We start from the raw sequence: 6348 nt of genomic DNA on the forward strand, positions 1-6348 counted from the left end.
CTAAGATACATATAGAAATACGACTAGTCTAGTAATTATACGTATATTTTTTATTCTTATAATGTTGAGTATCAGGAATCGCAGATCATGAGTACACATACCATCAGAACAGGCAAATGGGGCCAGGACAGAAGGCTTGAGTTCATCGATTTCCGTTTGTTATGGGAGGGACGTCTGAATCGTGCTGATATTACGGCCTTTTTCCGGATTTCAGTCCCTCAGGCCTCACTGGATCTGGCAAAATATCAGGAGATAGCACCTGAAAATGCTTACTATGATCGTAACCAAAAGTCCTACATTGCTAACGCCATTTTCAAACCTGTTTTTGCAACGTTTGAAAGCAACCATTACTTGAACGAGTTGATGGGGCTGGAGACGGGAATCCTGTCGCCATCTGAGAGTTTCATCGGATGGGTACCGCCGGTTGCCAGCCTTCCTTTGCCAGCACGTAAAGTGCAGCCAGAGACCCTGATTAGTTTAATTATGGCTATAAAAAATCAGCGTGCGTTAGTCGTTGACTATCGTGCGATGCGTGATGAGCCGTCAATTAGAACCCTATTCCCGACGGCTTTTGCACATGATGGCCACCGCTGGCACGTTCGCGCCTATTGTTTTAAATCGAAGATGTATAAAGATTTTGTTTTAGGCCGTTTTTTTGACATCGTTGAATCAATATCTCCATCAAGTAAGGTGCCAGTTGATGTAGAATGGGAGACATTTATTGATGTTGTTATAGGGCCAAACCCTGACTTCTCTATGAATAAAAAAATGATAATTGAAAGCGATTATCAGATGGATAACGGTGAAGCGAAAATACGCATCAGGAAATCCCAATATTTTTATCTTAAGCGTCGCCTGAACCTTAATGAAGATGGTGAGCCAGTAAATGAGAGCCAGCAAATTGTATTACTGCGCATCGAAGAACCGCTTATCTCTTCAAGAGACATCGAGCATGAATGAGAATCAGGATGTCACCAAAGTCAGAGGCAATCACGGTCTGATGATTAGTGTGATCATTCTTTACCTTTTCGCGCTACTGTGCTTTTCCACCTACGCTATCGGTGCTATGTCATTAGGATGGCTACCTGAACCTTACGCACCACTCCGGGTCCCCTTAATGTGCGGGGCGATAGCGTATACGGGAGGATGCCTCTACTGTTTCCGCGCAATTTACCTTAATAGGTGTGTCAGAAAAAACTGGGACCCTGATTGGCATTTGTGGTATTTCATCCGTCCAGTCACAAGCACCATCGCGGGTGCCATCAGTTATTTATTCCTTAAGGCAGGGTTGCTCGTTCTGGAATCGAGCACAAACGTAGGCTCCAGTGAAATGGGATTTTTTGCCTTAGCCTTTATCGCGGGATTTAACGTTGATAAATTTGTTGCAAAAATTGAAGAGATCGCAAAAGCAGTCTGGGGCATAGATAAAACTCGAAGTTCTAATATTAACAATGGAAATAACGATATTAGATAAATACTTAACCCATACTTAATTTATCCTTTCCCTACAGATAATGCCTGACGGCAGGCATTATCTGATTTCTCTTCATCTAAAGACACTCAGCAGGTAACAAAACAATCTGTTTTTAAAGACACTTATGACATTCGCCATCAGACCCCAACCGCAGGCCCGAAACGCCCTCTGTGGCGTTTCGGCGAAGCTTGCCGGTTTACCGATTAGCGCAGTTGAGCTGACGACCCGGTATACTGAGGAGCCGGAAGGAACCTTAGAGCTGATGAGTGCCAGAAGCGGACGTCAGATCCGATTAATACAATCAGCGCAATGCCTTTGAGAAACAGACTGCTTCTGTCCTACCAATATATGGGCCGTAATTCTCAATACAGATATAACCATTTTTCTTGTAGAAATTTACAGCCCGGTGGTTGATGTGTCTGGTTTCCAGCCTAAGCTCGATATATCCTATCTCTTTAGCGGAGTCTTCAAGAAAAGTAAGTAAAGCACTACCAACCCCTGGCGCACTTCGGTTGAAAACATTCTTTTAAGCTCGGCTATATCTTGCGTTAATGGCCGTATAGCACCGCATCCTACAGCTTTGCCTTGTGAATTCTTTGCTAATGCCCACAAAGCTTTATCATCACTCATGGCTTCAGTGGTGAAATTGCTTTTGCCATTATCACCTGTAATAGCGGCAAGTTCCGCTGATAGCAATTCAATTAGGTAATGAGATTCTGAAGAATATGGATCAGATTTCACAACTTTTATCATGGTTATACCCTGCAGGATGAATGTGACCAACACAGCATCCTGCTAAGGAAAGCATTGACCTGCTCCCCGTTGATTAACACACCCCGATGTTAGTAATGTCTTCATAATCCAAATGAGGACATCCCCATGAAGAAGCGTTTTCCGACGAACAGATCATCAGTATTCTTCGCGAAGCGGAAGCCGGAGTTTCTGCCCGAGAGCTCTGCCGTAAGCACGCCATCTCCGACGCCACGTTTCATACGTGGCGTAAGAAGTTTGGCGGCATGGAAGTCCCTAAGGTAAAGCGGCTTAAGTCACTTGAAGAGGAGAACGCCCGCCTTAAGAAGCTGCTCGCCGAAGCCATGCTGGATAAGGAGGCGCTTCAGGTGGCTCTGGGTCGAAAGTTCTGACGACAGACCAGAAGCGGGAAGCCGTGGAAGTCATGTGTGAGGTCGCCGGTCTGTCGCAACGTCGTGCCTGCAGGCTGGCAGGTCTGTCTCTTTCAACCTGCCGTTATTCAGGTCAGCGTCCGGCTGCTGACGCGCAGCTATCTCTAGGCATCACTGAGCTGGCGCCTGAACGCCGTCGCTTTGGTTATCGGCGGATCTGGCAGTTATTGCGTCGTGAGGGCCTTCACGTCAACCACAAGCGGGTATACCGCATTTATCACCTTAACGGCCTGAGTGTGAAGCGCAGACGACGTCGTAAGGGTCTGGCGACTGAGCGGCTTCCGCTGCTTCGCCCGGATGCGCCCAATCTGACATGGCCGATGGATTTTGTCATGGATGCACTTGCCAGCGGCCGCCGGATTAAGTGCCTGACCTGCTTGGATGATTTCACGAAAGAGTGTCTGACGATCACCGCTGCTTTCGGTATTTCAGGCGTTCAGGTCACGCGTATTCTGGACAGCATCGCGCTGTTTAGGGGCTATCCGGCGACCATAAGAACCGATCAGGGCCCGGAATTTACCTGTCGCGCGCTCGATCAATGGGCCTTTGAGCATGATGTGGAACTACGGCTTATCCAGCCGGGCAAGCCGACTCAGAACGGATTTATTGAGAGTTTTAACGGACGATTCAGAGTTGAATGCCTGAATGAACACTGGTTCAGCGATATTGCTTATGCCAGGAAAATCATTAATGACTGGCGGCAGGACTATAACGAGTCTAGACCTCATTCATCGCTGAATTACCAGACTCCGGCTGAATTTGCAGCGAACTGGCGAACTAGAAAATTAGAAGATAAACAAACCGACACTACTAACTGAGCGTTGTATCTGATACAGGGGGCAAGTCACTTCCATTCATCCGATCGCGTCCGCGAATTGAGCAGCGTTGTACACGGCCAGATTGCGTGTTCGCCTCCTTCCGTCACCAGCTAGGAGGAAACTTTGTCCGGACGACAGACCGGGCCGACTTTTTCTGCAAATAGTGATTCAGCATGGTAACTCTCGGGCCAGGGGAAATCCCTGCGGCGGATGGCAAGATCTATCCCACAGGAAAAGGAAAAAGCCCCCCCCTGCAACACGATGCACGTCAATATCCGGGTGCCTGTCTTTGAAATCCGCTAAGCGGGGTATGAGCCAGCGGATCAGTAACGTGGGTTCTGCCAAGATCTGCCTATCGGTTGACTCACTGGTTTCACTTTTGAAATAAGGTTTGATGCTTGCTAGGCAATTCGTTCGCCTGCGAATAACACCTTCCAAAATACAAATAGAGAGGGGAAAGTCGCACAAGATGCTGGTCAAAGATGGTGTCGTACTTAAGAGCGATTGCGAATGCGGCTGTCCTAGCTTCCGTGACATGCTTACTGTAAACAACCTCTGTAGCGGAACTGCCATGCGTTTTGTCGCATAGTCCGTCTGGAATATTGGGCTTATCTCCAACACCGAAGAACGTGTACCCCTGCGGAATATGATCGACTACATTTTCAAGTAATTGTGTTTTACTGCCGAGTGGGAGCCGAAGAGACTTTTTCTGGGGTAAAAACAATCCTGATTTTATTGCCTTTAATGCTTTTCCTTGAATCAGTGCTTCGCTAGGTCGGAATTTGATTGTCTCAGAAGCACCGTTAGCTGAGCCAGGTTTGAGTAGTGATATACTTAGTTTTTCAGCCGGGATATTGGCTGAATTTTCGACTGTTACAGTCAGAAAAGGCTCGGCATCACCAACCCAGTAAGCCATCTCCACATTAGATACCGACAGCTCTGTAGGATTCGTTGCTATCAGATACCTTTCCTGATAAAGCGAAAGTCTGTCACGATTTTTCTCACGAGGAGCAGGTGGAGGAGAAAAGTTATAACTATTGACCTGCAAACCAATACTCTGCACGTTGTTCTGGTAATTCCCCAAATACTTAATTGACAGGTTGTATTGATTACCATTTCCTGTATTGTTATTGAATATTCCGTTAGGGCCATTGTTAGACTGTGATGTCATTAGTTGAGTACTGCCCATAGCAGCACTGCTGATGCCCGAAATGACACAGCAAATAATCACTCTTACGATCTTATTTTTGGTTGACATTGTTAACCTGAATTCCCGATCCCGAATTATTGTTAAAAGTCCCACCATTGCCATTATTGCTTTGATTAAATACCTGGGCAGGAGGACGGAAAGAGAAGTTAATGATTAACACTGCGCCAATACCTATTACCACAATACCAACACACAACTTTAGCTTAAGGGCTTTATTTTTAACCTTCATTGTTCCTGTAATAGCTAAAACAAATATTAATGCCACAACACCATAGGCAGTCTCCGTGTGCTTGGCTAATTCATCTAAAAAAACCATAAGCATCCCTATATAATAATTTAAGTAAAGATCCGGATTGATGTTATCACCGTTCTGAAATAGCATCCAAAATCAGAGAGTATCATCTCATTGTAATGCACGTCATCAGCGGTAATAAAGATTCTATCTCAACATCCGGCGACTGTCTGCTATAAAAAATTTCAATTGCATCTACATAGCGTACAAATTGATGACCATCGTTCTGACTGGACTGTAACTCAAATTTAGGCACACAGACACTGACGGCCAACTGCAATTGACTCTTTATGCAGGTTTTCCGGCAGCTTTGAATAGCATTTTCACCACAAGCGATATTTTCATTCATTGAAAAGTGACTTGATTAAGGATAGCGCTGCATCTACCCGTTGAACTCACAGCTCAAAACTGCCGCTAGAGCCAAACGTGCAAATAGCTAACTCCTTAGTAGATGGCGGCCTTAAGGCCGCCATAATTGCTATTTAACGCCTGCGCTCACGCCGAGAACGAGCATCAGATAACCTTCGTTTTTTCCGCTCAATCTTTTTTTGTGATTCTGTCTGGCTGCTTGCAAGGTTCTTTCCAGTAAGGCCTGCAAGTACTTCACCCATAGCGTTAACACAATCGGACCAGCTGCTCCATACCTCATTCGCACTAAACAACTCAACTTCACGACGCTCAAAAATGCGTTCAGCAGCCCGGCCTAAGTGTCCTTCAGTATCACGATTCAGAAGATTGACCAATCCCTTGCTACTGTTAGTGTCAGGCCGACCTACTTTGTACCACTCACTATACATGTCAGACATTAATGCTCGATCATACACCTTAAGACGGCGGAGGGGATTATTCATACTTTTCAGTGCGCTGAGCATGACGACCTTTCCCGCTTTGGAGTATTTACCGTATGCATTCTTCTTTTCCTGAACGCGAAACTCAGCACGCAGCAAGCCCGGATGTTGTTCTTTATTAAGGTCTATCAACCGCTCAATACGTTTCCTGTCTTTGCCGCGATTATCTTTGTCGAACATGTAAGTATCCCAGCTTTAGTTCCACACACTTTTTGAGATTTCCGGTTTCTCAGCCATCAGCCGGTATTCTTCCGGTGTCAGGTTATTCAGGGATTCATGGGGCCGCTCACTGTTGTATTCATTCAGCCAGCGTTCTGTGATTTCCCGTGCTTCGTTCAGCGTTCTGAACAGGTAAAAATCCAGTATTTCTGTCCGGTACGTCCTGTTAAACCTCTCAATAAACGCGTTCTGTGTCGGCTTACCCGGCTTGATAAATTCCAGTATCACACCATGGTCTTCAGCCCATTGCGCCAGAGCCAGTGATATCAGTTCCGGGCCGTTATCCATCCGCATCTTCAGCGGATA

Annotated in this window: 7 protein-coding genes and 1 pseudogene; 3 read left to right on the forward strand and 5 right to left on the reverse strand. The window is 46.0% G+C overall.

Features of this window, described 5'->3' with window-relative positions:
* Window positions 1-87 precede the first annotated feature (87 nt).
* Window positions 88-960: a BrxR family helix-turn-helix transcriptional regulator gene (locus AC2LB6_RS17885; RefSeq protein WP_490094504.1), complete on the forward strand. Its 873-nt coding sequence runs from the start codon at window positions 88-90 to the stop codon at window positions 958-960.
* Complete coding sequence (locus AC2LB6_RS17890; protein WP_490094505.1) at window positions 953-1474, forward strand: hypothetical protein; 522 nt, start codon at window positions 953-955, stop codon at window positions 1472-1474. Before AC2LB6_RS17885 ends, AC2LB6_RS17890 begins: the two co-directional genes overlap by 8 nt.
* 301 nt (window positions 1475-1775) lie before the next feature.
* Here AC2LB6_RS17890 and AC2LB6_RS17895 read toward each other — a convergent pair.
* Window positions 1776-2227, reverse strand: a pseudogene (locus tag AC2LB6_RS17895) (GNAT family N-acetyltransferase).
* Between the two features lie 152 nt (window positions 2228-2379).
* On the opposite strand from AC2LB6_RS17895, the gene AC2LB6_RS17900 reads away from it, so the two are divergent.
* A protein-coding gene (locus tag AC2LB6_RS17900) for an IS3 family transposase (protein WP_490094516.1) occupies window positions 2380-3473 on the forward strand; the annotation gives its coding sequence in 2 pieces (ribosomal slippage) (window positions 2380-2611 and window positions 2611-3473; 1095 coding nt in all).
* Between the two features lie 373 nt (window positions 3474-3846).
* Here AC2LB6_RS17900 and AC2LB6_RS17905 read toward each other — a convergent pair.
* The 4 genes from AC2LB6_RS17905 to AC2LB6_RS17920 form a co-directional block, all read right to left on the reverse strand.
* Window positions 3847-4731, reverse strand: coding sequence for a hypothetical protein (locus AC2LB6_RS17905; protein ID WP_490094506.1), 885 nt, complete (start codon window positions 4729-4731; stop codon window positions 3847-3849).
* Window positions 4715-4999, reverse strand: a complete 285-nt coding sequence (locus AC2LB6_RS17910) for a hypothetical protein (protein ID WP_490094507.1) — start codon at window positions 4997-4999, stop codon at window positions 4715-4717. Before AC2LB6_RS17910 ends, AC2LB6_RS17905 begins: the two co-directional genes overlap by 17 nt.
* A 458-nt stretch (window positions 5000-5457) precedes the next feature.
* Window positions 5458-6003, reverse strand: a complete 546-nt coding sequence (locus AC2LB6_RS17915; RefSeq protein WP_490094508.1) for a hypothetical protein — start codon at window positions 6001-6003, stop codon at window positions 5458-5460.
* 15 nt (window positions 6004-6018) lie between these two features.
* Window positions 6019-6348, reverse strand: a 330-nt coding sequence (locus AC2LB6_RS17920; RefSeq protein ID WP_490094509.1) for an integrase core domain-containing protein, incomplete at its 5' end; no start/stop codon positions are given.

It is taken from the genome of Pantoea sp. RCC30.1, from assembly GCF_058148845.1.

Excerpts from the sequence above, each read along its gene's own strand:
- AC2LB6_RS17885 (WP_490094504.1), top strand. The coding sequence starts at position 88 with ATGAGTACACATACCATCAGAACAGGCAAATGGGGCCAGGACAGAAGG.
- AC2LB6_RS17890 (WP_490094505.1), top strand. The coding sequence starts at position 953 with ATGAATGAGAATCAGGATGTCACCAAAGTCAGAGGCAATCACGGTCTG.
- AC2LB6_RS17905 (WP_490094506.1), bottom strand. The coding sequence starts at position 4,731 with ATGTCAACCAAAAATAAGATCGTAAGAGTGATTATTTGCTGTGTCATT.
- AC2LB6_RS17910 (WP_490094507.1), bottom strand. The coding sequence starts at position 4,999 with ATGGTTTTTTTAGATGAATTAGCCAAGCACACGGAGACTGCCTATGGT.
- AC2LB6_RS17915 (WP_490094508.1), bottom strand. The coding sequence starts at position 6,003 with ATGTTCGACAAAGATAATCGCGGCAAAGACAGGAAACGTATTGAGCGG.